The sequence below is a fragment of the Desulfonatronospira thiodismutans ASO3-1 genome, assembly GCF_000174435.1.
GTDB classification, from domain to species: domain Bacteria; phylum Desulfobacterota; class Desulfovibrionia; order Desulfovibrionales; family Desulfonatronovibrionaceae; genus Desulfonatronospira; species Desulfonatronospira thiodismutans.
Genome location: NZ_ACJN02000003.1, coordinates 579,135 through 601,630 on the forward strand (window position 1 = coordinate 579,135; position 22,496 = coordinate 601,630).

Annotated in this window: 21 protein-coding genes and 1 tRNA gene; 13 read left to right on the forward strand and 9 right to left on the reverse strand. The window is 51.9% G+C overall.

Annotated elements, in window-relative coordinates:
• Positions 1-3: 3 nt before the first annotated feature.
• From dsrJ to DTHIO_RS14560, 5 genes are all read right to left on the reverse strand, one after another.
• Complete coding sequence (gene dsrJ, locus DTHIO_RS14540) at positions 4-375, reverse strand: sulfate reduction electron transfer complex DsrMKJOP subunit DsrJ (protein WP_008871021.1); 372 nt, start codon at positions 373-375, stop codon at positions 4-6.
• Positions 375-1,991, reverse strand: coding sequence for a sulfate reduction electron transfer complex DsrMKJOP subunit DsrK (gene dsrK, locus DTHIO_RS14545; RefSeq protein ID WP_008871022.1), 1,617 nt, complete (start codon positions 1,989-1,991; stop codon positions 375-377). Before dsrK ends, dsrJ begins: the two co-directional genes overlap by 1 nt.
• Before the next feature lie 6 nt (positions 1,992-1,997).
• On the reverse strand, positions 1,998-3,071 hold the full coding sequence (dsrM, locus tag DTHIO_RS14550; protein ID WP_008871023.1) for a sulfate reduction electron transfer complex DsrMKJOP subunit DsrM: 1,074 nt from the start codon (positions 3,069-3,071) through the stop codon (positions 1,998-2,000).
• Positions 3,072-3,118: 47 nt separating this feature from the next.
• The gene (locus DTHIO_RS14555; protein WP_008871024.1) at positions 3,119-3,628 is read right to left on the reverse strand and encodes an RsbRD N-terminal domain-containing protein; all 510 of its coding nucleotides are present in this window, start codon (positions 3,626-3,628) and stop codon (positions 3,119-3,121) included.
• A 454-nt stretch (positions 3,629-4,082) separates the two neighbouring features.
• Entirely contained in the window at positions 4,083-4,529 is a 447-nt protein-coding gene (locus DTHIO_RS14560) for an Hsp20/alpha crystallin family protein (RefSeq protein ID WP_008871025.1), read from the reverse strand.
• 373 nt (positions 4,530-4,902) lie between these two features.
• Here DTHIO_RS14560 and DTHIO_RS14565 point away from each other — a divergent pair, with 373 nt between their 5' ends.
• From DTHIO_RS14565 to DTHIO_RS14585, 5 genes are all read left to right on the forward strand, one after another.
• Entirely contained in the window at positions 4,903-6,216 is a 1,314-nt protein-coding gene (locus DTHIO_RS14565) for an ATP-dependent 6-phosphofructokinase (protein WP_008871026.1), read from the forward strand.
• Between the two features lie 23 nt (positions 6,217-6,239).
• Positions 6,240-7,685 carry a UTP--glucose-1-phosphate uridylyltransferase gene (locus tag DTHIO_RS14570; protein WP_008871027.1) on the forward strand — a complete coding sequence of 482 codons (1,446 nt, stop codon included), beginning with the start codon at positions 6,240-6,242 and terminating at the stop codon, positions 7,683-7,685.
• 101 nt (positions 7,686-7,786) lie between these two features.
• The gene (locus tag DTHIO_RS14575) at positions 7,787-8,017 is read left to right on the forward strand and encodes a hypothetical protein (protein WP_008871028.1); all 231 of its coding nucleotides are present in this window, start codon (positions 7,787-7,789) and stop codon (positions 8,015-8,017) included.
• Between the two features lie 152 nt (positions 8,018-8,169).
• Positions 8,170-9,051 (forward strand): universal stress protein, encoded by an 882-nt coding sequence (locus tag DTHIO_RS14580; protein WP_008871029.1) that lies wholly within the window; start codon positions 8,170-8,172, stop codon positions 9,049-9,051.
• A 168-nt stretch (positions 9,052-9,219) separates the two neighbouring features.
• A tRNA-Met gene (locus DTHIO_RS14585) sits at positions 9,220-9,296 on the forward strand.
• Between the two features lie 163 nt (positions 9,297-9,459).
• Here DTHIO_RS14585 and DTHIO_RS21725 read toward each other — a convergent pair.
• The 4 genes from DTHIO_RS21725 to DTHIO_RS21875 form a co-directional block, all read right to left on the reverse strand.
• Positions 9,460-9,708 carry a helix-turn-helix domain-containing protein gene (locus DTHIO_RS21725; RefSeq protein WP_208596426.1) on the reverse strand — a complete coding sequence of 83 codons (249 nt, stop codon included), beginning with the start codon at positions 9,706-9,708 and terminating at the stop codon, positions 9,460-9,462.
• 200 nt (positions 9,709-9,908) lie between these two features.
• Complete coding sequence (locus tag DTHIO_RS14590) at positions 9,909-10,190, reverse strand: helix-turn-helix domain-containing protein (protein ID WP_008871030.1); 282 nt, start codon at positions 10,188-10,190, stop codon at positions 9,909-9,911.
• Positions 10,144-10,509, reverse strand: a complete 366-nt coding sequence (locus tag DTHIO_RS14595) for a type II toxin-antitoxin system RelE/ParE family toxin (protein WP_008871031.1) — start codon at positions 10,507-10,509, stop codon at positions 10,144-10,146. Before DTHIO_RS14595 ends, DTHIO_RS14590 begins: the two co-directional genes overlap by 47 nt.
• A gap of 129 nt (positions 10,510-10,638) precedes the next feature.
• Positions 10,639-10,803 carry a hypothetical protein gene (locus DTHIO_RS21875; RefSeq protein WP_208596427.1) on the reverse strand — a complete coding sequence of 55 codons (165 nt, stop codon included), beginning with the start codon at positions 10,801-10,803 and terminating at the stop codon, positions 10,639-10,641.
• A 691-nt stretch (positions 10,804-11,494) separates the two neighbouring features.
• On the opposite strand from DTHIO_RS21875, the gene DTHIO_RS14600 reads away from it, so the two are divergent.
• The 8 genes from DTHIO_RS14600 (at position 11,495) to DTHIO_RS14640 (ending at position 22,422) form a co-directional block, all read left to right on the forward strand.
• Complete coding sequence (locus DTHIO_RS14600; protein ID WP_008871032.1) at positions 11,495-12,337, forward strand: 4Fe-4S binding protein; 843 nt, start codon at positions 11,495-11,497, stop codon at positions 12,335-12,337.
• 12 nt (positions 12,338-12,349) lie between these two features.
• A complete protein-coding gene (locus DTHIO_RS14605) occupies positions 12,350-13,021 on the forward strand; it encodes a formate dehydrogenase subunit gamma (RefSeq protein WP_008871033.1) in 672 nt (223 codons plus the stop codon).
• A gap of 92 nt (positions 13,022-13,113) precedes the next feature.
• The gene (locus tag DTHIO_RS14610) at positions 13,114-15,576 is read left to right on the forward strand and encodes a multiheme c-type cytochrome (RefSeq protein ID WP_008871034.1); all 2,463 of its coding nucleotides are present in this window, start codon (positions 13,114-13,116) and stop codon (positions 15,574-15,576) included.
• Between the two features lie 619 nt (positions 15,577-16,195).
• A complete protein-coding gene (locus tag DTHIO_RS20615) occupies positions 16,196-16,426 on the forward strand; it encodes a tyrosine-type recombinase/integrase (RefSeq protein ID WP_083804010.1) in 231 nt (76 codons plus the stop codon).
• A gap of 770 nt (positions 16,427-17,196) precedes the next feature.
• On the forward strand, positions 17,197-19,764 hold the full coding sequence (locus DTHIO_RS14625; protein ID WP_008871035.1) for a molybdopterin-dependent oxidoreductase: 2,568 nt from the start codon (positions 17,197-17,199) through the stop codon (positions 19,762-19,764).
• Between the two features lie 14 nt (positions 19,765-19,778).
• The gene (locus DTHIO_RS14630; RefSeq protein WP_008871036.1) at positions 19,779-20,504 is read left to right on the forward strand and encodes a 4Fe-4S dicluster domain-containing protein; all 726 of its coding nucleotides are present in this window, start codon (positions 19,779-19,781) and stop codon (positions 20,502-20,504) included.
• A 113-nt stretch (positions 20,505-20,617) separates the two neighbouring features.
• Positions 20,618-21,736 carry an NrfD/PsrC family molybdoenzyme membrane anchor subunit gene (nrfD, locus tag DTHIO_RS14635; protein WP_008871037.1) on the forward strand — a complete coding sequence of 373 codons (1,119 nt, stop codon included), beginning with the start codon at positions 20,618-20,620 and terminating at the stop codon, positions 21,734-21,736.
• Positions 21,737-21,804: 68 nt separating this feature from the next.
• Positions 21,805-22,422 carry a TorD/DmsD family molecular chaperone gene (locus tag DTHIO_RS14640; protein WP_161598685.1) on the forward strand — a complete coding sequence of 206 codons (618 nt, stop codon included), beginning with the start codon at positions 21,805-21,807 and terminating at the stop codon, positions 22,420-22,422.
• The last annotated feature ends 74 nt before the right edge of the window (positions 22,423-22,496 follow it).

Here is a 22,496-nt window from a genome sequence, read left to right on the forward strand (position 1 = left end):
CCCCTAAGGCTCGATGTGGCAGTCCCAGCAATAAGGATCCACCGCTGTGGCATCATGGCAGCGGTCGCAAAACTTCTCCTTGTCGCTGTGACAATCCATGCAGGTTTTGGTCAGGCTCATGGGATAGCTTTCCTGCTTGAGCTCACTCCAGTATTCCTGGTACCCGTCGCGTACGTAGAGGTCGCGCCATTCATCGAGCATGTTCATGTGCTCGGCACGCATGAACTCCGTGCTCTCTATGCACTTTTCATAATCTTCCGGGAGTTCCAGTTCCGGAGTGGAATAGGCGTCAGCCCCGAGATTGTACCAGAAGGGAAAGGTCATAAACAGGGCGAATATGATCAGCCCCGGAATGATCTTATTGGCATCGTACATTATTCATCCTCCTTACCAGGCAAAGGTTCACCCCGCAGGTCGGTCTGACGATCCTCCCCGGGCAGAATCAAGGCGTTGGCCAGCAGCTCATGCACCCCGCAAACTGTTACATCCGGCACCCAGTAATCCATGGAGGCGCTGAGCGTAGCCCTGTCAATGGCGCATACATTGGCCAGGGTATTGACTCCCTTCCTGTCGCGCACAAACTTGACAGCGTTGGCCCTGGGCAGGCCACCCATCATCCTGAGTTCTTCGTTTTCCCCGGGGTTGAGCCCTGATCCGGCACCGCAACAGAAGGTCTGCTCCTTGATGGTGCCCTCGGGCATCTCGTAGAAGTTGTTACAGATATTGTTGAGGACATATCTTGGTTCTTCCAGAAAACCCATGCCGCGCGAAGGGTTGCAGGAATCGTGGAAGGTGACCTTGAGATGATCGTTGCGGGTCTTATCTATGGGAAGCTTCTTGTGCTTGATAAGGTCCGCCACGAATTCCACGATGTGGATCATCTTGGTGGAAGCGGCGTGATCGAACCTGGTCCCGGTAATTGGCGATACCGGCACATCCAGAAATTCCGGAGGACCGTTCATGGTGTCCATATATTGATGCAGTACACGCCACATATGTCCGCACTCGCCGCCCAGGATCCATTTCACGCCCAGGCGCTCCGCCTCGTGATACATCTTGGCGTTTAGCTTTTTCATCATCTCGTGTGAGGTGAAAAAGCCGAAGTTGCCGCCTTCCGAGGCATAGGTGCTCCAGGTGATGTCCAGGCCGTATTCTTCCTGCAGGTAGTGAAAAAGCACCAGGTAACCCATGCAGGTAAAAATACCGGGTTCTGCGAACACGTCCCCGGAAGGAGTGATGAAGAGTATGTCCGCGCCTTTCTTATTGAAAGTGGGCTCGGGCTTGATCCCGGTTGCCTCCTCGATATCATCGCACAGAAAGTCGATGTTATCCTTGAAGGTGTGCGGCGGCAGTCCCAGATGGTTGCCCAGGCGGTTGCAGTTGGCCACAGGCTTGCCGATCCAGTCCAGCTGGAGTCCCAGCAGATTCAAGAGCTCCCGGCCGATAATGGTGATCTCGGCCTGGTCAATGCCGTATGGGCAGTAAACAGAACAGCGCCTGCACTCGGTACACTGGTAATAATAATACCAGATTTCCTTTAAGACCTTTTCATTGAGTTCGCGTCCTCCGGCCATGCGTCCCAGGATCTGGCCGGCTTTGGTCATCTCGCCGCGGTATACCGAACGCAGGAGCTCAGCCCTAAGCACAGGCATATTCTTGGGATCTCCGGAGCCGATGAAGAAATGGCACTTGTCGGCGCAGGCTCCGCAACGCACGCATATATCCATGAACACTTTGAAAGACCGAAACCTCTCCAGCCTGTCCTTCATACCCTCCAGAAAAGTTTCCTTCCAGTTCTCAGGCAGCTTCCAGTCTTCGTCCGTAGGATTCCAGCTCCTGGCATTGGGCATGCCCACCGCTTCCAGCGCGGAAGGATCAGCTGCGTAACAGTACCTGCCCGGCTTTATTTCCAGAGGTACATCCATCCAGTCCAGCTCAGGCGGATGGTGACTGATATTTCTGTACAGTACATCCGGTTTTGGTGTAGCCATTATTGTTTACTCCTTCTTTTCAGCATTATCATCTGAGGTTTCCTCCCCGGAAGCTTCCTCGGTCTTTTCTTCCAGAGGCTTTTCCACCGGCAGCCCGGCCTCGACCATTACTTCCCTGTTTTCGTCTTCATAAGCCTGATAGGTATGGAACTTCACCGGATAATTCCAGGGATTTTCATGATGCTTTTCGCGGCTGTCATTGGGAAGGTTCCTGGTGGGACTCAGGAAAACTCCGCCCAGATGCATGAGCTTGCTGAAAGGAAAATAGACGAGCAGCACAGAGACCAGGAAAAGATGTACAAAGAATGTGGCTCCAATACCCTCGGGCACGGTGGGACTGAACTGAACCAGGCCCATGGTCAACTCTTTGACGGCCATGAGATCTGTTTTGAAGGGCCCTATATAGCGCATGAGCATACCCGATATCACGATCCCCAGGATGAGAAAGAGAGGAAAGTAATCCGCCGGCTGGGAAATATAGCGCACAGAAGGTACCAGCAGTCTTCTCAGTAGCAGATAGCCCAGGGCCACCAGGATGAGCGCGCTGGAAAGATATAGGGCGGGACTTAAAATCTGGAACATGCTGTCCATGTGATCCATGGTCACAAACAACTCAGGAACAGGCTCTGTGAAAAAACGCATGTGACGAAGAAATATCAACAGGAAAGTGTAATGAAATATCAGGGCGAAGATCCACAGCCACTTGCTGGAAGAGTAGGCAATGTGTGGACCCTGATGCAGTTCCACCCTGGTATTTCGAAAAAGTGAACGGAAAAGAAAAACCTCGAAGAACATGCGGCCCACGACCCCCAGCTTGGTGCCGGGATTGTCCAGTCTGTTCCACTTGTCCTTGAACATGGGCAATGACTTCCTGGCCTGCCCACAGGTTGTAGGTATGCGAAACGGCACCGGAGTCTTTCCCCATTGGACCACCCTGACCACAAAACCCACGATGAAAACCAGCACCGCAAGATAGGGTATGATCACTCCAAAAAGAGCACCCATACCAAGGGCTCCGGCGCCCACCATGGCAATCAGGATCAGGGCTACAACCAGAATCAGTGAGTAAATCGCTTTCATGTGCTGCAACCTCTTTTAAAGATTAGACATTATACAAAAAACCAAAACTATTCCGCAGCGTTTTTTGCTATGGCTCTTTCCAGAAGCTTGTGGGTCCTGTTGTGGAACATCTCGGAGCGCTGTTTCCAGAGCTGTTCTCTGCAGGACATGTAGATGTCGAATGCCAGATATGTAAGCCGGTCAAGTCTTGTGAGCAGATCAACCCAGTCTCCGTACTGGTTGTTGCTCTCGATCTCCCGGCCGCAGACTTCCCAGATGGTTTCCCGAAGCATGGGCAGAAAACAGAGGGCCTCGGTGGGGGAAAAACCCTGTACTGCCCGGATGCGGGTTATGCCGTCCAGGTACTGGCGCATTTTTTCCTGGTCGTTGTCCTGGAAAAATTCGTCTAAAATCTTTTCCATGTTCACGCGGAAGGTGTAGCCCACGGGATTGTTGAACTGTCCGGGGCTGTTCTTGAAGAAGCGGGCGGATTCATCCGGGTATGTATCGGTGAATTTTTTGAGCCAGAGGTTGAGAATTTGGGATTTGTGCTGCTTAATGCTCGCATCCAGACTCATTATAATACCCTTGATCCTTATTGTAGTGATTGTTGGAAAAATCAAACACACCGGAGAGGCAGCGAAGCCAAAAACCTGTACCTGCCCGGAGCAAAACAGGCCTGTTGCCGGTTCACGGCAGGTAAAAAGCTCAGCCGGCCGGGTAGAAGCCTGCATTGGTATAATTGAGCACTTTCTAAACCAGCCGGCCTCAATCGTCAAGAAAGATTTGAGAAAAATTTAACAAGTGTAAACTTAAACAGTTTATTAATTCAGGTAGGATTGATACATTGCGGAATTCTGGGATTGAGAAATCGACCACGCGTCCTGCCACGCGCTTCGCGTGGTTCGCGTGGTTCGCGGGACTCAACTCTTTATTTTTACTTACCTCTGAGTTCTTGTGACTGCAAAAAGACTTTTTGCAGTCACATCAGTAAGGGGCCTCGGGGTATGAAATGCCTTTCTTATAAAAAAACTATTCCACCTTGATGCTCACTGATTTTGAAGGCGTGTCTTTCTTGGGGATGGAGACGGTGAGCACACCGTTTTTAAATACAGCCTTTATGCCTGCGGAATCTACATTTCTGGGGAGCTGAAACTTTCTGCTGAAGGGTCCGTAAGACCTCTCCACCAGCTGGTAAGCACTTCCAGTAGCCTCCTTTTCTATTCTCTTTTCCCCGTGCACCAGAAGATGGCCGCCCTTGGACTCCAGGCTGATTTTTTCCTGATCCACACCTGGAAGCTCCAGCTCGATAATGTACTGATCCACTGTCTCGTACAGGTCGGCCACAGGACGCCACAAAGCAAACCTGTCCCTGTCCGATGCCCGTCCCATACTCCAGTCCCGGGCATCATCCATTATCCTGTCGATTTCCTCGCGCATGCTCTGGATCTCCATCCAGGGATTGTGGTGCTTGCTCATACTCATCTCCTGATCATATATCTATCGCTATCGCTATTTGGGAAGTGGCTCTCCCCGTACTTATTTTTAATACCTGTCATTTTTTCAAAAAAATATGTGCGGATGTGCCTTTACCCTGCTTTCCTTAAAAGTGCTTAACAGATACCGCTATGGTTTTGTGGTTTAAGCATTCAACCGGAAGTGTCAACCACTTTTTCCAGGCCCGCTCCCCTTTACCCCCAACATTCAGAGTTGACAAAGTTTGTGCTTATAATATCCTTACCTACGTAAAAATGACGTCATCACCTGAATACTGAAAACTCTTCAGGGATTAAGCTAAGCAATTGCAAAGCGTTAAAAACATTTCAAACATAAAACCTCAGGAACGATATTGATGAGCTCCAGCTACGATACCAGAATCGAAACCATAGGCCCGTCCAAAGTCACCTCGCCCCTGCCTCTGTGGCGTTACATTGAAGACCGCGAAACAGTACCCATGAACCTGGACCCGGAGATGATCGGCGAGGAGCCCAACGGCCCCATCCCTCTGGAAATCGAGGTGGCCGGACCCAGGTCGAACCTTTTTTTCGACCCCTCCAAGACCAAGTGCGCCATTGTTACCTGCGGCGGCCTCTGCCCCGGGATCAACGACGTCATAAGGGCCATTGTCATGGAGGCCCATCACAACTACAAGGTCCCATCGGTTCTGGGCATACGCTTCGGGCTTCAGGGCTTCATCCCCAGTTACGGACATCCCGTAGAAGAGCTCACACCGGATTCAGTAAGCCATATCCACGAATTCGGCGGCACCATCCTGTCCTCTTCCCGGGGGCCTCAACCGCCGGAGGATATTGTGGACGCCATGGAACGTATGAACATAAGCATCCTGTTCATGATCGGAGGCGACGGCACCATGAAGGCGGCCCAGGCCATCCAGCAGGAGGTAGCCCGGAGGGGCAACAAGATGTCTATCATCGGTGTGCCCAAGACCATAGATAATGATGTTCACTTCGTTTCCAAAACCTTCGGCTTCGATACAGCAGTGGAAAAGGCCACCGAAGCCATCGGATGCGCCCATGCCGAGGCTCTGGGCGCACCCAACGGCATCGGCATGGTCAAACTCATGGGCCGCGAATCAGGCTTTATCGCCGCCCAGGCCACCATAGCCCTGAAAGAAGTCAATTTTGTCCTCATACCCGAATCCAGGTTCGACCTGCACGGCTCCAACGGCTTTTTGAGACACCTGGAAAAAAGGCTGGACAAAAGGGGACACGCCGTCATTGTGGTTGCCGAGGGTGCCGGACAGGAACTTTTTGACCGCAAGGGTGCCGACCCCTCGGGAAACATTATTCTGGGCGATATCTGTTCCCTGTTGCGCAAAGAAATCCTGGACCACTTCCATAAAAAAGCACAGGAAATAACATTAAAATTCATTGACCCCAGCTACATTATCCGTTCTGTACCGGCCAACTCCAATGACCGGGTGTACTGTGGATTTCTCGGCCAGCACGCCGTGCATGCAGGCATGGCCGGCAAAACAAGCATGGTGGTCAGCATGATCCAGGACCGCTACATATATCTGCCCCTTTCCCTGGTGACCCAGAAGCGCAAGACCCTGAACATAAACTCCAACTATTGGGGTTCAGTCCTGGCCAGCACTGGCCAGCCTTCTTCCATGGAAAACCCGGAAAAAAATGATAACTGCTGAGATTAATCAATAACGGAGGAGATATGGATAGTAAGAATCTGGAGTGCATTTCAAACACCGATCCGGACCTGATGCAGATGTTCAAGGCCTATGCCCTGAAGATGGAGGAACAGTCCCTGCCGCCCATAGTGGTCAATCTTTTCAAGTGCTATTTTTCCCAGCTTCTTTACGGCAGCCAGGGCAAACTCACACAGCAGGAAATCATTCCGGTAGAACAGAATGAACTGGAAAGCCTGGACAGCATATCCAAGTACAGGGAAAAAGTCCCTGAGGCCATTTCCGAACTGGCTGTCATCAAGCTCAACGGCGGCCTGGGCACCAGCATGGGTCTGGAAAAAGCCAAGTCCCTTATTAAGGTCCGCGAAGAAAAGTCATTTCTGAATCTAATAGCAGAACAGATCAAGGTTCTGCGGGAAAAGTATCAGACCAGGGTGCCCCTTCTGTTCATGAACAGCTTCAGAACCCATATGGATACCATGATGCATGTCCAGGAGATAGACAACCCCTATCACCTGCCCCAGGCTTTTCTGCAGCATAAGTACCCCAAAATACTGACCGACGACCTGAGCCCTGCCAAGTGGCCTGAAAATCCGGAACTGGAGTGGAACCCGCCTGGACACGGAGATATCTATACCGCCCTGGTCACTTCCGGAGTACTCAAAAACCTGCTGGAAAAAGGATACAAGTACGCCTTTATTTCCAATTCGGACAATCTCGGGGCCACGGTGGACGAAAATATCCTGGGCTACCTCAAGGCCAAGGAGTTTACTTTTCTTATGGAAGTCACTCCCCGGACCATTACCGACCGCAAGGGCGGTCATCTGTGCAGGCTGCTGAAAAATGACCGCCTGGCCGTCAGAGAGATAGCCCAGTGCCCGGAAAATGAACTGGAAGACTTCATGGATATCCAGAAATATTCATTTTTCAACACCAACTCCATCTGGCTGAACCTGGAAGAGCTGGAAAAAGTATTCGTCAGGCACAGGATGGTCCCCCTTGACCTCATAATCAATACCAAAAACCTTGACCCAAGAAACCCGGACTCCCCCAAGGTCTACCAGTTGGAAACAGCCATGGGTTCGGCCATTTCCGCGTTCGACCATGCAGGTGCCTTAAACGTCCCCAGGGACCGCTTTGCACCGGTCAAGACCACCAGCGACCTGCTGGCTGTAAAATCCGACCTGTACGAAATGACCGACATGATGACCATCGTGCCCAACCCCCGGCGCAAGGATCCCATGCCGGATATTCACCTGGATTCAGGATTCTTCAAGAACATCGACCAGTTTGAAGACCGGTTCGCTGCCGGGATTCCTTCCCTGCTGGAATGCCAGGAACTCAGGGTGGAAGGCAACGTGTACTTCGGCCGGGACGTAAAAATAAAAGGCAATACCTTTATCCGCAATACTTCTGCAAAACCGGTCACCATCCAGGACGGGTCAGAACTCGAGGGTCAGGTGAATTTATAAAAAAAATCAGCCTCTGACCCTAAAGTCTTCTTTTAATCAGCCGATAAAGGGGGCGAAAGGCGTTTTTCGGTCCCCTGAAAAAAATTAAAAGGAGGCTAATTATGGATATTCAAGGATTCAGCGTAGGAGGAGGCCTTACGGCACTAAACAACTCCCTGCAGAATCATGAGCTGGGACAGGAACTTATTCAGAAAACCCTCAACGAAACCGAGGCCGCTGCAGATGCCCAGACTGCGCCTCAGGCCGCACCCCAGCCCGCACAGCCTGCCCAGGCAGAGGCCGGGGCTGCTAATGCAGAAGGACAGGGTACTATGGTGGACAAAATGGTATGACCAACTGAACAAAACATTGGATCAGAGGGGACCGGAAACAGCCTTTACTATCCCCGGCCCCTCTGCATTTTTTTGCAGCTCAAGCACAATCCCGTGCCTGATATGCCTACGCCGGCCTGAACAGGACCGTAGTGCAACCCGGAAAAAACAAAATGCAAAAACTGAATAAACACTTTCTCCTTGCTGTAAGCGATGATGCTTCCCTCCAGTACGGGGCCCGATTCCTTGGCTACTTTTTCCACAACAAGGGCGAGATTCGCGTGGACATGCTTAATATCGCCTACAATCCCCAGAAGACCATGGCCGAACCCGGGGATCCCACCCCGCATCAGACCACTCAGATGCAGCACGCCAGCCTGGAAAAAGGCAAGCTGGCCCTGCAGTCTGCCCGGGAAAAACTCGAAGGTTACGGCTTTGCCGAAGACAGTCTGAAAACCGATCTCAAGATGCAGACCTTCTCCACGGTGCATGATCTGGTCTCTTATGGCCGCAAAGGTCTTTACGACTCCCTGGTCCTTGGTCACAGGGGAATCGGCATGCTGGAAAGCCTGGTCCAGGACAGCATCAGCAGCAAACTTCTGCACCAGGAATGCGAAATGCCCCTGTGGATCTGCCGGGAACCTGTCAGAGCAAAGAAAGATATCCTTATCTGCACCGATGGGTCTGAAGCAAGCCTGGGTGCAGCAGATCACGCGGGCTTCATCCTGGCCGGGGAGCCGGAGCATGACATCACTGTGCTGCACGTTGCCGGTTCCGGGAGCCAGGCAGACCGGGAAAAAATCATAAACAGCACTGTAGACCGACTCCTGGACAACAACATTGACCAGAAGAGGATAACCGCCAAAAGCCTGGACAGAACAGATACTGCCCGCACAATTCTTGACTATGCCCGGGAGAACAGTTTTGCAGTAATCGCCATGGGCCGTACCGAGCGGCATAAAAGCCCCGGCAGACTGGGCCGGTTTTTTATGGGTTCAGTGAGCGAAAAAGTCTTCAAGAATTTCCGGCAGGCCAGCCTCTGGATACACCATTGAGGCCGGATCCGCGGGCTTTATCTGCAATGGTTTTTAATTGCATGGCTGGCACTGCAGCGAAAAATTTACTACGACACGCATAATCCCTTATTTACGACGACCACCCGCAAAATCCCCAAACAAAACTCTTGATTTTTTCATCAAAAGAGTTATTGTATCTGTTTTCGAGGCGAGGTAGCTCAGGAGGTCAGAGCATGCGGCTCATATCCGCAGTGTCGGGGGTTCAAGTCCCTCCCTCGCTACCACAAAAATACAAGGGGTTCAGGTACTTATCCTGAACCCCTTTTTGTTTTATGACAGTTTGTCCTACTCCTGTCCGATACCTGCCCCCTGCATGGTTACCATATGCCTATGGCAAAACCCTGGGAAGAAGCAGCAGCCTTCTAATTCATTATCAGGTCTTCAATTTCAGGAATGATGACAGGAGCGTTCAGCCTCCCACCCCTTGCAAGCCAAGGCGATGTATTTAGGTGCTGGTCGGCTGCTTGTGCTATAAGCGCTGATGGTACGTGGTGTCAGCCCCAATGCCGCAGCAGCCTCTTTCAAAGAAAGGCTGTTTCTGGCGCGCCATTGTGCAAAAATCCGGGTGTTTTCATCAGGTGCGTTTTGGGCCTGGGCATCCAATAAAAGCGTGTCGGCCCCAATCTGGATAATCAAGTCGGTTTGTCACAATTATGATAGCACACTCGGCGGGTGCAGCTTCGGCGGGGGTGTTGATAAAAAATGGCATTCTAATATCCGGACCATGCCGGCTATTGCTTAGGCTGCACCTCTGGCTTTTCAGTGGTCAGATCATCAAGTAATGTTGCCATAAAAAGATTCCTCTCTTTCTGCAAGTTTCTATTGAGTTACCTTCACTACATCCTTGGCAGCATACGGACGGACAATTCATGCCCTGTTGCCGCAGCGTATTTCTGCAGCGTTTTCATGCTCGGATTATGCCTGCCGGACTCCAGGCGGGCTATTCCTGCCTGCTTCATGCCCATGCGCCTGGCAAGTTCGGTCTGAGTGAGCCCGGCCTTTGTCCTGGCCTCAATAAGCATGGAAGCAAAGCCAAACTCATCCTGCAGGCGGTCATATTCCCTTTTGACATCAGGATCTTTTAGAATTTCTTCCTTCAATTCCCCTAAGGGTTTCATCTGAAATGCTCCTTAATCTTTCCAGGGCGGTTCTGATTTCCTTCCCTGGAGTTTTCCGGGTCTTTTTGACGAAAAAGCGCAGGATAACAATTCGTTTTCCGGCCAGGGTTACATAAAGGCCCCTGCCGATGGCATCCTTTCCTGCAAGCCTTATCTCCCAGAGCTCATCTTGGATGTGGCGAACATAAGGCATCCCGACATTTGGCAGGCCGTGCGTCTTGATCAGCTCAGCCACCTTCAGGAGTCTGGCCTTCATTTCCGGTGGCAGTTCCATAAGCTCCTGCTCCACTGTTGAACTGGCCAGAAACAGTTCCCACATAAAAATATATCCTTGATGTTATAAGGTGTCAATCAATTACAGGGCCTTGCTTGGAACCTGCCCGGTTTTGCTGGAAAGTTTCTCTGGTCCCTCAGAATCAGGCTTGCAATCACCTTGCAGGGGTATGCCTTAAGCCACGCCTCTGGCTTGATTTATGCCAATGACCTTTCCTGAGCTCCTTGCACCCAGCTTGCTTACAGCCTCCCTTTTGTGATCCGGCATCAGGTGGGCATAGCGCATGGTCATTTCAATGGTTTTATGCCCCATGCGGTAAACAAGTGCCACATCCCGCATCCAGCTTTTTTTAGACTCAAGCCTGCTCTTACTCCTGTCCTACCAGAAAAGGTGAAAAAGGCTTAGCTCCGCAGCTTACATAATTCAACATCCAGCCCGGGCTGGATACCCTGGCCACAGGCATCAGTCCAGAATTAAGCCCAAAGACTCCCTGGCAACGCCCCTTGATTGTGCAAGCATCTTTTTCGATTAATTCCACTTTTCATTCCAGTCATCTTCTTAATCCTGTCCAAAAGGTATCCACCCTGCCCTTTCATCTGTCCTGCGTGTCCAAATTTTGGACACAATCAACAGCCTGATTTTATTCACTTATACTTTTATCATCAGTTTTATGTCTGAATAGGACACAAAAATCACCCTGCTCTTGTATGTTTTCCACTGCTTCACTTCATTAAGTTTAATCCAGTCATATGAGCTGACCGCTGAACCATGCCCTTTGCCGGAAGCCATCGCCCATGGTGGCTCGATGCTTGCCCTGTTAAAATGTACAGTTTTATTTCCTTGACTTTGTTCGGAATTAAGATATTGTGAACATAAAATATACCTAATAAGTAGGTAATTACAGCCAAACTAAATAGTTAATATTATGCGGCAGTTCATGATGTCCGGCCACGTTCAATCTGATTGAGATCTTTTGATCTGCAGCATAAAAATGAACTAGGGAGGAAAGTATGACCAAAGGGAGGGAGCTATGAACAACTTGATCAATCGGCGCATTTTCCTGAAACAAGGTGTTGCAGCCACGGGAGGCCTTCTCCTGGCCAAAGGCGCTGCCGGCACAAGCCAAGCCTCCAGCACTCAGGCCGCGTTTCTTTACGACAGCATCAAATGCATCAATTGCGGGATTTGTGAAAGAACATGTGAGCGGGTAAACGGGCTGCCTGAGGAGCACAACGTCATCAGAATGAGCCAGAAGGCGGCTCCCGGCACTCCCATTCACATCACCAGACGCCATTCCTGCATGCAGTGTATCCGTCCGTCCTGCGCCCGGGCCTGCCCCACAGGTGCCACCTACAAGGACGAATTCGGGCTGGTCAGCTTTGATTCTGAAAAATGCATGGCCTGCGGCTACTGTGTGGACGCCTGCCCTTTCCAGCATCCCGAGCTTTCCAGGTTCACATACTTCAGCCTGCGCAACGTCTGGATAAACCGCTGCACCGCCTGCGGGGCCTGCGCTCAGGCCTGCCCGGAAAACGCCCTTTTCTTCGGTTTCCGCAATGAACTCATGGATATGGCCAAAAAAAGGCTTGATGAAATCAAAAACAACTACCCTTTAACCAAGGCTCAGCTATACGGCGAGGAAGATCTGAATCTCATCTGGATCCTGGCGGATGACCCTTATGTCTATGATCTGCCGGGCCCCACCGCAGCAGCAGTTGTGGATGACAAGTTGATGCTCTGGAAAGATGTCCTCAGGCCAGGGATCTTGTCCCTGTCCGGAGTGGCCATGGCCATTCTGGGCGTGGTGTACTTTTTTGCCCGGCGCAACCATAAAAAAGAAGTAGAGCGCCTCAGACAGGAAGGCAAACTTTAAAGGAGACGGACAATGCAGCAGAACAATAACGAAATAGTCTTGGAACGGTTTAATGCCAGACGAAGGCTGGTACACTGGATTCATGCCGCCGCCTTTTTTGTTCTTCTGGGCACAGGGCTTACTTATGTCACCCCGGGACTGACCTTCCTGGCTGAAGGCGGAATCCCCGGCACCCTGCACAGGATTTTTGCCGTGGTATTTCTGGCGGTGCCTTTGATTTACCTGGTAATCGATCCAAAAGGATTCAGAGAGTTCGTGCGCGATTCCCTGAATTTCGAAAAAAGCGACATCGGATTTCACCTGCGCATGCCCTACTATATACTGGGCAAAACCCAGGGAATACCGCCGCAGGGCAAACTCAACGCCGGACACAAAATGCATCACATATTTATGGGCATTCTCTTTGTTACCCTGGGCGTATCCGGCCTGATCAAGTGGTTTGGAGTCGGTCACATGGGCCCCGCCATGTTGAACCTCATGGGCACCGTGCATATTATCTCCGTATTCGTCATCACTATCATGACTCTGGGCCACGTTTACTTTACCGTGGTCTACTGGGCTATTCCGTCCATGATTCACGGCAAGGTGACCGAGAGCTATGTCAAGCTGGAGCACCGCAAATGGTGGGATGAGGAGCTGGCCCCGAAAGTCAAGGGGTCTTCAGAAAAAAGTCAGAGCGGTTAAGGCAGAAGTCACCCCTTTTTCAACTATGCAGGTTTTCAACCCCGGTTCAACGGGGTCATCAAAAGATTTCAGAACGCCAAGGAGGACAACCCATGGTTAACAAAAAATCCGGGATGCAGGCGATGATCCTGGGACTTCTGCTGCTCAGCCTTGCCCTGTCCGGCTGTGACAGCGGCGAGGCCAGCGCCCAGGCCAGATATGACGATGATGGATACTGGATAGTTCCCCTACTGCCAGAGGGACCGCGAATAGACAAGGATGAGGCCCACCACATAGACACAGCCCCGGCTGTAACTGCTGAAATTACAGAAGTGGATATCAAAAACGGCGGCGAAGTGGAAGTGACCTTTGTAGTTCCGGACTATGAAAAGGACCATGTGCACATTGAGCTGACCATAGCCAAATGGATAGAAGAGGAAAACACCTGGATGAACATGCTGCAGCGCACCAGGGAACGCGGCCCCCAGGATGATCCTATGTACGGCGACGGGGTCAAGGTCATCCGGGGCGGGAATCTGCGCATGCAGGACGATGACGCCCTGACCGGCGGCGAAGAGGTGTACGGCGGCATGCGCTTTACCACTAAGCTAAAGGCCGGTCCCGGGGACTTCGGCAACGTCAGCGGCGAACTCCAGCCCATCGACTTCAGCGATGGAGTGCTGTGGAGACGCAGTGGAGATGATGACCCAACCACCTACGGTGATCCTGATGACACTGAATACCACGAATATGTGCGTGAATTCATAGAAGAGATCAATCAATACGGCGACTGGGAAGAGGGTGTCTACCGCGTGGGCGTGACTGAAAGAAACAGAGGCCAGGACTACTATGTACGCTTCAACGCAGTGGCCGACTTCAAATATGACGGCCAGGACAGCGCGGAACTGCTTTCCCGGGACGAACGCAGGCACACCGCCGGGGAGGCCATAGCCGAAGGCACCTGCTTCACCTGCCACAGCGATGACCTGCGCTTTCCCACCAATGAGGTTCACGGCGAACAGCGTCAGGACCCCACGGTCTGCGCCAACTGTCACAACGATTACACCTGGGATTCCCGAAACGCCTACGCCGAAGTGGACGGATGGCCCAGCATGGACATGAACGTTTTGACCCACAAAATACACGCCGGCATGGAAGGCTATGTTGCCGATGCCTATGCCTACCAGCAGGTCAGGTTTCCTGACTGGACCTTCGGCAGAACCTCCCGGCCAAGCGACGACACCCCCTATCCCAACAGTCCGGGAGTGGCCAACTGTACCTCATGCCATGCCCAGACCGGGGGAGGCGATTACGCCTGGCAGCGCGAAAATCCCGACCCTGACGGCTGTGCCACCTGTCACGGTGAAGGCGGGGTGGTCTTCTGGGAGGCTGAACCGGATGATCCGGATTACGATTACATCCAGAGCACCTATGACTGCGGATACAACTGCTCCAGCTGTCATGGCGAGGACAAGCCCATCGAACATACAGCGGATTACTATCACGGCCTGAGTGAAAGGTTGGAAGAGCTGGCAACAGCCCGCAGCTACGAAATGGAAGTAGTCGAGGTAGAGAATGCAGTGGCCGGGGAAAGCCCCAGAGTCACCTGGCGGGTACACAAAGACGGCGAATACCAGGACCTGTTTTCCGGCCGGGACGGAACCTATCTGTTCCAGGGAGATCCTGCCGACTTTGATGATGATGCTGTACGTATAGGCATTGGCTGGGGCTACAACAATTCCTGGATCAACGACGGCATTTCTCCCCGCGAAGATACCGGAGCCATAGGCGACCCCGCTCAACAGGTGGCCCACGTGGACAATACCGAACCTGGCGGCGATGAAACCACTGCTGTAACCACTTTTGAGCAGCCTCTGCCTGAACAGGCCCGAAGCGGTAGAGACGGGTTCGTGATCCTGGAGATGGGACCCGCCGAGATGGACCTTAACAGCCGTATGGCGAACATAAGCCTGGGGTCCGGAAGCAACACCTTAGACAGAGATCCAGGGGCAAAGGTGGACACAGAAAGCTGCCTGGGCTGCCATAATACCATAGGCCGCCACGGCACATACTCAGATCAGGACATTTCCTCCTGCATCTCCTGTCATAATGCAGGTTCCTTGAGCCGTGACGACAGTGCCAGTCAGGGAACCGTGGACTTTATGTACATTATACATGCCATCCATGGCACGGGAGAAAAACGGGCCACGTTTGACCGTCGCCGCGACCACACAGTGGATGGTCATTACGAGGGTGGCTATTCCTACGTCACCTACCCCAATACCGTACTGGACTGCCAGGCCTGTCATACGGACGATACCCACGATTTTACCGAGGGGTATTTAGACCGTATGGGTGTAATCGGTGACAAAATGAAAGACAGGTACCTGGAAGGCGCAGGGGTGAACGCACCCATGGCCTCAACCTGCTATTCCTGCCACCAGGATACGGAAGACGACCTGGCCGACTGGGAACTGCGCTTTCACCTCTACCATTCCGGCGGTGATATGTACGGCAACCACGATCATGCATTTTACCAGGAAACCCGGGAAAAGTGTCTGGAATGTCATAAATAGTAACAATGAAGACAGGATAAGAAGCGGCTCTTAAGGCAGGGCCGCTTCTTATCTTCTGTTAACCCGCTTTCCGGATATTTTGACGGCTTCTGGTAACGTTTTTTGCCGATTCTGGCTCTGGGATGCTTTTTTTATTAATTCCTTTCTGTCCTCAAACATGTTTTTCCCGGGCTCCTCTGTCTTTGAGAAAACCTGGTTAACTGCTGAAATGGGAAAGCATATTTTTTAATTACGCACTATGACATAAAGACGCTGCTGGCATATAACCGAGGTCAAACACCGGGACCTCTCTCTTGTTCGACCCTGATCTACTCTGTTTATCACACGTTATCATTTTTCTCATGTTTTTCTCTGGAAATGTCTGGACAAATACTCTACAAATAAAGTATGTCTTATATAAAGGTTAAATAAGCTACTCAAAGTACCTGTCCATTTTCTTCCCCTGTATGCTAAATGGGAAGATGTCGACCTTAAAAAAAACCAGCAGGTTTCCGGTTACCAAGACTGGTAACCAGGGTTGTTCATCTTTCTGATAAGGCAATAGACATAACTTAAGGACCCGAAGCGGAGTGGACCATATGTTTTCACTAATCCAGAAACCGGCAAACCCTTTACATCCATTTACAAAGCCTGGTTTAAAGCCAGGGAGAAAGCCGGGCTGGAAGATGTGAAGCAACATACTTTACGACACAGCTTCGCCAGTTTCCTGGTTAATGCAGATAGAAATCTGTATGAGGCAGGGAAGCTACTGGGGCATACCCAGGTAAAGACAACAATGAGATACGCGCACCTTGCAGATAAAACCCTGGCGGAGGCGGTGAACACAGTGCCTTTGGGAAAAGTAGCTTAAGGAAAGGATGCGGGCCACCCTGGGTGTATGGGCTCAGGGTGGCCACACAAATAAACTGATTATTATTTGGATAACTCCTTCAAATAGCTGGTAAATTCATCTAAAGACGAGCACTTGAATGATAGTTCAAATAGATCATTTACTGCATCGAGCGATTCAAGAGACCTAATTCGATTTTTTTTATATCTCGCTGTACTATCTCAAACATTATGTCAGTGACTTAATAAGATTTTCACGAGTAGCCCTGAGTTCAGCTTGTCTCTCCCATCGTATCTGTCAGCGCTTTGCATGTGGCATGGGACTGGCTCTTCCGTCACGCCTCAGGCGTGATTGTCCCAAAATTGGCTTGTTGATAGTGCTAACTTTGGGACACGAGATGGAGCCTCCCAGAGAAAAATTTTGCAGTCTGGGCTACATCTTCTTAATCCTGTCCAAAAGGTATCCACCCTGCCCTTTCATCTGTCCTGCGTGTCCAAATTTTGGACACAATCAACAGCCTGATTTTATTCACTTCTACTCTTATCATCAGTTTTATGTCTGAATAGAACACAAAAATCACCCTGCTCTTGTATGTTTTCCACTGCTTCACTTCATTAAGTTTAATCCAGTCATATGAGCTGACCGCTGAACCATGCCCTTTGCCGGAAGCCATCGCCCATGGTGGCACGATGCTTGCCCTGTTAAAATGTACAGTTTTATTTCCTTATGGATTTACAGGCAAAGCTTTTTGGGCTGTTTTATAATATTATTAATTACCTTGAGGAGGAGCCATGAAACAAATGAACATCGGCGGCAGTGAAGATCACGGCGGGTCCACCAGGATCTCCCGCAGAACCTTTGTCAAAGGGGCAGCAGTTACAGGCGCCGGCCTGGCCATGGGAGGACCCACCCTCAGGGCGCTCAGCACGGATACGGCCCATGCTGCGCCCGGAGTAATGCAGGGTGAATGGAAAAGCAGCTTCTGTACTGGATGCACCACCTGGTGCTCCCTGCAGGTCTTTGTGGTAAACGGACGGGCAATCAAGATGCGGGGGCACGAGCATTCCCAAACCAACAGCACATACTGCTGCCCGCGCGCGCACCTGGCCCTGCAGCAGCTCTATGATCCGGACCGGGTCAAGACCCCTATGAAGCGGACCAACCCCAATAAGGGAAAAAATGAAGACCCTGGTTTTGTACCTGTATCCTGGGACGAGGCCCTGGACATGCTGGCGGATAAAATTATGGAACTTCGAGACAACCGCGAGACCCATAAGTTTGTTCTATTCCGGGGCAGATATACTGCGGTAAACAGCATGTTTTACAGCAGCGTACCCAGAATAATCGGCTCTCCCAACAACATATCTCACAGTTCCATCTGCGCCGAGGCCGAGAAAATGCGCTATTTCCTGGATGGACAATGGGCCTACATGCAGTACGACATGCCCAGGACCAGATACGTGTTGAGCTGGGGCGCAGACCCCCTGGTGGCTAATCGCCAGGTTTCAACGGCCCTCAGGGACTGGGGTGAGGTCCTGGATAACGCCCGCATCTGCTCCATTGAGCCCAGGCTGTCCGGCACCGGTTCCAAGTGCGATGAATGGCTCCCGGTCAAACCGGGATATGACGGAGCCCTGGCCTGTGCCATGGCCCATGTGATCCTCACCGAGGGCATGTGGTACAAGCCTTTTGTGGGCGACTTCAAAGACGGAGAAAACAGGTTTGTACAGGGTGAGACTGTTGACGAGGATACATTCGAGGAAAATCATACCCATGGCCTGGTCAGATGGTGGAACCTGCACGTCAAGGATACCACCCCTGAATGGGCGGAAAAGCTCTGCGAAGTTCCCGCTGACCAGATCAGAAGGGTTGCCCTGGGATTTGCCGACGCCGCTCCCAGATGCATGGTCTGGGTGGGCGGAGGACCTGGAATGCAGCCCCGAGGATCCTACGCTTCCATGGCAACCTACGCCCTCAACGGTCTCACCGGAGGCATCGACAATGAGGGCGGGGTCCTGGCCTACAATTCCAATAACTATCACGGCCTGCCGTCCCATGACGACTTTATAGACTCCATTGCTGAAGAAGGTAATCAAAAGGAAAAGATCGATCAGCGCGGCCGCCTGGAATGGCCCAACCTTGCCCGGGGGGTGTCAGGAGGCGGAGTGAACACCAACAACGTAGCCGACGCCATGCTGGACGAAGATCCCTACCTGCCCAAAGTGGGCATGGGTTATTTCGCCAACTTCAATTTCTCCTGTCCGGGCACGCAGCGCTGGGCCGAGGCCATGAAAAAGTTTGAATTCTTCGCCCATATGACCACCCATGCTTCGGAGATGTCCTGGTATGCCGACGTGGTTCTGCCGGTGAAAAACTGTATGTACGAACAGTGGGCCACCCTCAGCCATTCAAGCCATAGACATACTTCAGCCGCCATCAGCAGTCCCATGGTGGATTCCATCTGGGACGCCAAGGCCATGGAAACAGAGATACCCTGGATGCTGGCGGAAAAACTGGCTGAACGCGGCTTTGACAACCTGCTCAACTTCTACAAAACATTCAAGGACCCCGAGACCGGCAGAGAACCCACAACCGGCGAGGAACTGGACCTGTATTCCCTGAAAATCAGGACCCAGCGGTACTGGGATCCCAGCAAGCACCAGGGTGGAGACAGGTTCAACAGTTGGGATGAATTCAAGGAAGTCGGCTGCTGGAATTCGGATGAGTACGAGTACCGCCACCGCTGGAGCAACATGGGCACCAAGACAGGCAAGTTCGAATTCTATAGTGAGACATTAAAGGAAGCCCTGGAAAAACACGCAGAAAGGCACAACGTCAGCGTAGACCGCGTCCTGGAGGTCTGCAACTACGAAGCCAGGGGGGAGATGGCCTTCATACCCCACCATGAAAACCCCTACGAATGGGGGGACCCGGAAGAATATCCCTTCAAGTTTGTGGACTACAAGTCCAGGCTCAATCGAGAGGGACGCTCGGCCAACTGTGCCTGGTACAACGAAATGAAAGACGTGGACCCCGGTGACAGGCCCTACGAGGACGTAGCCAAGCTAAATCCCAGGGATGCAGAACGTCTGGGTGTCAAGGACGGGGACAAGATCAGGCTGACCACGCCCATCGGCAACATAGTCACTACGGCGGCACTCTGGGAAGGATGCATGCCCGGCACTGTTGCCAAGTGCTTCGGTCAGGGACACTGGGCCTACGGACGCTATGCCTCCAAAGTTTTCGGTCAGGAGCCTCACGGAGCCAACAACAATGATATCATTCCCGCGGACAACGACCGCCTGAGCGGCTCTACAGCGTTTTATGGCCACATCCGTCTTAAAGTGGAAAAAGTATAGAGGAGGATAGATAAATGCCTAGATATGCCATGGTTATAGATCTGCAGCGCTGCGGGGGTTGCGGAGCCTGCATTACCGGATGCAAGTATGAAAACAACCTGCCGGAAGGGGTACGCTGGTCCAACAAGATGACCGAGACCCTGGGCACATTTCCCAATGTTCGATATTACTACCGGCCCACGCTTTGCAATCACTGCGAGAACGCCCCTTGCGTGCGCGGCTGCCCCACCCGGGCTCTGCACAAGGTCGAGGGCGGCATAACAGCCCACGATCCCAACAAGTGCATCGGCTGCCGCTACTGCCTGGTGAACTGCCCTTACGGGGTGATCAACTATACCTGGAACAAGCCGCACAGGGAATGGGAAAATGATGACGCGGTGATACCCGACTGTACAATGTCCCCCCGGGAACAGGCCCGGGCCCTGAATGTGCCCAACTGGCCCCTGTACAACCCGGACCCGGACTACAATTATCAGGCCATCCGGCCCACCGGGGTTGTGGAGAAATGCCATTTCTGCCGCCACCGCGTGGTCAACGGTGAGCTGCCCTGGTGCGTGGAGGTCTGCCCATGCGATGCCCGTATCTTCGGAGATCTGGACGACCCGGACAGTCTGGTAAACCGGGTGCTCGGACTGTTCCGGGCGGAAAAACTCCGGCCGGAACTGGGTACTGAGCCCAGAGTGTTTTATGTCAGGGAATTCTGCCCCTGCGTGTACGAAGCTGGCAAGGGCATGATCTAAGATCTTCATATTCTGTGTAATACCCTGTTATTGCCGGAAAACACCTTGAACATCACCCGGAAATGCAGTCAAAGTGCATTGCATCCGGGACACATCTACAGGAGGTTTTTTAAATGAGTAAAGCATGGTTCGGCCTGCTGGGGATAGGCCTGCTGATAGGGCTTTTTACGGCCCTGACAGTAGTAGTCAGAGGCCTTGGGGTATACAATCTCAACGACGTGACATTCTGGGCCCTGCCCATGGCCGGATATCTTTTCTTTGCCCTTACAGCGGCCGGGTTGACCCTCTTGTCTTCCCTGCCCTCCATCTTCGGGCTCAAGGAATATTATCCATTTGCCAAACGTGCGGCCCTGCTGGCCTTTGCCACTCTGCTGGTGGGCATCATGTGCAAAGGCCTGGATCTGGGTCCCATGTCCACTCTGCTTAATACCGTCTGGATAGGTCTGTCGCCCAATCCTGCATCCCCAATATGGTGGATGGCGGTCCTTTATGGTTTTTATCTGGCCTTTGTGCTCATCAAATTCTACTTCATCAACAAGGGTGAATGGCATACTACCAGAAGCTGGACAGGAGGCCTGCTGGCCCTGGGCCTGATGATCATGGCTTATACTGCTCTAAGCATCGTGTTCGGCACTGCTGATGCCAGGCCCGCATTCTTCGGACACTTTACCGCCCTGTACTTCGCAGTTACAGCCCTGACCAGCGGCATGGCGGCCATAGTCCTGGCCTCTTTTGTGCATTCCGCAATCCGGGGCAGTATGTCTCAGCAGGAGGAGACGGCCTTTGACAAGGTGGCCAAAATCTTTGCTGTGATGCTGGCCATAGCCCTGTTTGTGTTTATCCTCAGGGCCATAATAGGCTACACCTCTCTGCAGGTTGAATTCCAGGGCTTCAGGTATATCGCCGGGACAGGCATCTACCAGATGGAACTCTGGCTTGGTCTGATAATCCCGCTGATCCTGATGGTCGTCCCTGCCATACGCAAGACCGCGGCAGGCAAGGTGGTGGCTTCTGTACTGGCCCTGGTGGGCATGTTCGCCGGAAGGCTGGTAATGCTTTTGTCGGCCCAGGTAATGCCCATAGGTGCCATGGCTGAAACCAGGCCGGAGATTGTTACCTATACCCCGAGCTTTTTCGAGTGGGGCACAATCATCCTGGCCCTGTCCCTCTGCTTGATGATTTACTCTCTGGGGGTCAAGTATCTGAATCTGGAAGCAACTCCGGAACATTAACAAAATGCCCGGGAGAAGCACCCTGCATCTCCCGGGCATTTAAAAAATTATAAAGGTTGCATATGAAAATGCAGGTCTACAAATCATTAGCAGATTGCTACTTCCAGCCAGATGAAAAGCTGGTGCAGGCAGTGCAAAGAATAAACCCCGCGATAGAGGAATGGGACCAGGACCTGCTGGAACCGGCCCTGGAAATGCAAAAGGTTGTGGAAAGCCGGGATAAGGAAATGCTTGACCTGAAAAAAGAATATTCCAGACTTTTTGTTGGACCCTTTGAGCTGGCTGTACCTCCATACGGCTCAATTTATTTTCAGCACAACATGCAAAACCAGCAGATTATGGACGACTCCGCCGTAGAAGCGCAAAACGCATACCGCAAAGCAGGAGTGAATATGTCTGAAGATTTCAATGACCCCCCGGATCATATCGCTGTTGAGCTTGAATTCATGTACTATCTGCTTTACCACGAAAACCAGGCCCTGGAAAATAAAGACCAGGCAAGCGCCATTGATTTTCGCACCCAGAGGCTGGACTTTTTAAAGAGACACCTGGGTCTGTGGGGTCCTGTTTTTGCGGATACGCTCTTTAAAAACACCAGCTCCGACTTCTACCGCCACCTGGCCAGACTCACAAAATCGGTCATTTTAAAGGACAAGCAGGAACTGGGACTGACACGTCCATCTTGAACACTTTTTTGCCCTTTCCCTGGAGAGGGCAAAATTTGGCTGAAATTAAATCTGCTAATCCGGATAAGCATTAA

Excerpts from the sequence above, each read along its gene's own strand:
- dsrJ (WP_008871021.1), bottom strand. The coding sequence starts at position 375 with ATGTACGATGCCAATAAGATCATTCCGGGGCTGATCATATTCGCCCTG.
- dsrK (WP_008871022.1), bottom strand. The coding sequence starts at position 1,991 with ATGGCTACACCAAAACCGGATGTACTGTACAGAAATATCAGTCACCAT.
- dsrM (WP_008871023.1), bottom strand. The coding sequence starts at position 3,071 with ATGAAAGCGATTTACTCACTGATTCTGGTTGTAGCCCTGATCCTGATT.
- DTHIO_RS14555 (WP_008871024.1), bottom strand. The coding sequence starts at position 3,628 with ATGAGTCTGGATGCGAGCATTAAGCAGCACAAATCCCAAATTCTCAAC.
- DTHIO_RS14560 (WP_008871025.1), bottom strand. The coding sequence starts at position 4,529 with ATGAGCAAGCACCACAATCCCTGGATGGAGATCCAGAGCATGCGCGAG.
- DTHIO_RS14565 (WP_008871026.1), top strand. The coding sequence starts at position 4,903 with ATGAGCTCCAGCTACGATACCAGAATCGAAACCATAGGCCCGTCCAAA.
- DTHIO_RS14570 (WP_008871027.1), top strand. The coding sequence starts at position 6,240 with ATGGATAGTAAGAATCTGGAGTGCATTTCAAACACCGATCCGGACCTG.
- DTHIO_RS14575 (WP_008871028.1), top strand. The coding sequence starts at position 7,787 with ATGGATATTCAAGGATTCAGCGTAGGAGGAGGCCTTACGGCACTAAAC.
- DTHIO_RS14580 (WP_008871029.1), top strand. The coding sequence starts at position 8,170 with ATGCAAAAACTGAATAAACACTTTCTCCTTGCTGTAAGCGATGATGCT.
- DTHIO_RS14590 (WP_008871030.1), bottom strand. The coding sequence starts at position 10,190 with ATGAAACCCTTAGGGGAATTGAAGGAAGAAATTCTAAAAGATCCTGAT.
- DTHIO_RS14595 (WP_008871031.1), bottom strand. The coding sequence starts at position 10,509 with ATGTGGGAACTGTTTCTGGCCAGTTCAACAGTGGAGCAGGAGCTTATG.
- DTHIO_RS21875 (WP_208596427.1), bottom strand. The coding sequence starts at position 10,803 with ATGCGGGATGTGGCACTTGTTTACCGCATGGGGCATAAAACCATTGAA.
- DTHIO_RS14600 (WP_008871032.1), top strand. The coding sequence starts at position 11,495 with ATGAACAACTTGATCAATCGGCGCATTTTCCTGAAACAAGGTGTTGCA.
- DTHIO_RS14605 (WP_008871033.1), top strand. The coding sequence starts at position 12,350 with ATGCAGCAGAACAATAACGAAATAGTCTTGGAACGGTTTAATGCCAGA.
- DTHIO_RS14610 (WP_008871034.1), top strand. The coding sequence starts at position 13,114 with ATGGTTAACAAAAAATCCGGGATGCAGGCGATGATCCTGGGACTTCTG.
- DTHIO_RS14625 (WP_008871035.1), top strand. The coding sequence starts at position 17,197 with ATGAAACAAATGAACATCGGCGGCAGTGAAGATCACGGCGGGTCCACC.
- DTHIO_RS14630 (WP_008871036.1), top strand. The coding sequence starts at position 19,779 with ATGCCTAGATATGCCATGGTTATAGATCTGCAGCGCTGCGGGGGTTGC.
- nrfD (WP_008871037.1), top strand. The coding sequence starts at position 20,618 with ATGAGTAAAGCATGGTTCGGCCTGCTGGGGATAGGCCTGCTGATAGGG.
- DTHIO_RS14640 (WP_161598685.1), top strand. The coding sequence starts at position 21,805 with ATGCAGGTCTACAAATCATTAGCAGATTGCTACTTCCAGCCAGATGAA.